The organism is Nocardia sp. NPDC004722 (genome assembly GCF_053601505.1).
Map to the genome: position 1 here is coordinate 1 of NZ_JBSGBY010001111.1, position 1,094 is coordinate 1,094.

Below are 1,094 nucleotides of genomic sequence, written 5' to 3' on the forward strand. Positions count from 1 at the left end.
CCGGAGCCGATTTCGACCTGGACGCCAGTGCGCTGGCCTGCGGACCCGACCAGCGCGTCGTGTCCGACCGGCATTTCGTGTTCTACAACAACCTGCGCTCGCCGGAGGGCACCATCGAGCACACCGGTGACAACCTCACCGGCGCGGGCGAGGGCGACGACGAGGTGATCAATGTGGATCTGGCGGCTATGCCGCCGACCATCACCAATATCTTCTTCCCCGTATCGATCTACGAAGCCGAGCTGCGACGGCAAGCCTTCGGCCAGGTCCGCAACGCCTACATCCGCGTCATCGACGCGGTCACCGGCTCCGAGCTGACCCGCTTCGACCTCACCGAGGACGCCTCGAGCGAGACCGCCATGGTGTTCGGCGAGCTCTACCGGCACGGCAACGAATGGAAATTCCGCGCCATCGGACAGGGCTACGCCTCCGGATTGGCCGGAATCGCCCGCGATTACGGCGTCAACGTCTGACTCGGACCTCCGGGCCCAGCGGCGTCCGCACGCCGGAACACCGGCGTACTCAGGTATTTCAGGCCCGAGTCCACCAGCACGGTGACCACGCGCGCGCCCGGCCCCAGCCGCAGCCCGATCCGGATGGCGGCCAGCACATTCGCGCCGGAGGAGGTGCCCGCGCACAGACCCTCTTCACGCGCCAGTCGCCGCGCCATCTCCTCGGCGTCCGCGGTGGCCACCGCCACCACCTCGTCGACCAGGCTGGCATCCCACAGCGGCGGCCGATAGCCGATGCCGATGCCCTCGATACGATGCGCGCCGGGCGCACCGCCCGACAGCACCGCCGATTCCGCGGGCTCGACCGCGACGACCATCAGTCGCCGCTGCTGGTGATAGCGCAGCAGCGAAGCCGCGCCCCGCAATGACGCGGCCGTGCCGACCGCCTGCACGAACGCGTCCACGCGGCCCTCCGTCTGCGCCCAGATCTCCTGCCCGAGTGCGTGATAGCCGGTGATGCCGTCGGTGTTGTGCAGTTGATCGGTCCAGAACGTGTCCGGCTCCCGGCCGAGTTGTTCGGCCGTCTCGACCATGGCCCGGAACAGTCGCTCGGTGAACATGCCGTCCGGACTCGGAACCAGG

General features: G+C 68.6%; 2 protein-coding genes. One reads left to right on the forward strand and one right to left on the reverse strand.

Features of this window, described 5'->3' with window-relative positions; all coding sequences use genetic code 11:
* The coding region (locus ACWELQ_RS46150; RefSeq protein WP_452403265.1) for a TerD family protein at window positions 1–473 on the forward strand (473 nt) is incomplete at its 5' end.
* On the opposite strand, the gene ACWELQ_RS46155 is transcribed toward ACWELQ_RS46150, so the two are convergent.
* A partial coding sequence (locus tag ACWELQ_RS46155; RefSeq protein ID WP_452403266.1) for a PLP-dependent cysteine synthase family protein occupies window positions 455–1,094 on the reverse strand: 640 nt, incomplete at its 5' end. The genes ACWELQ_RS46150 and ACWELQ_RS46155 overlap by 19 nt on opposite strands.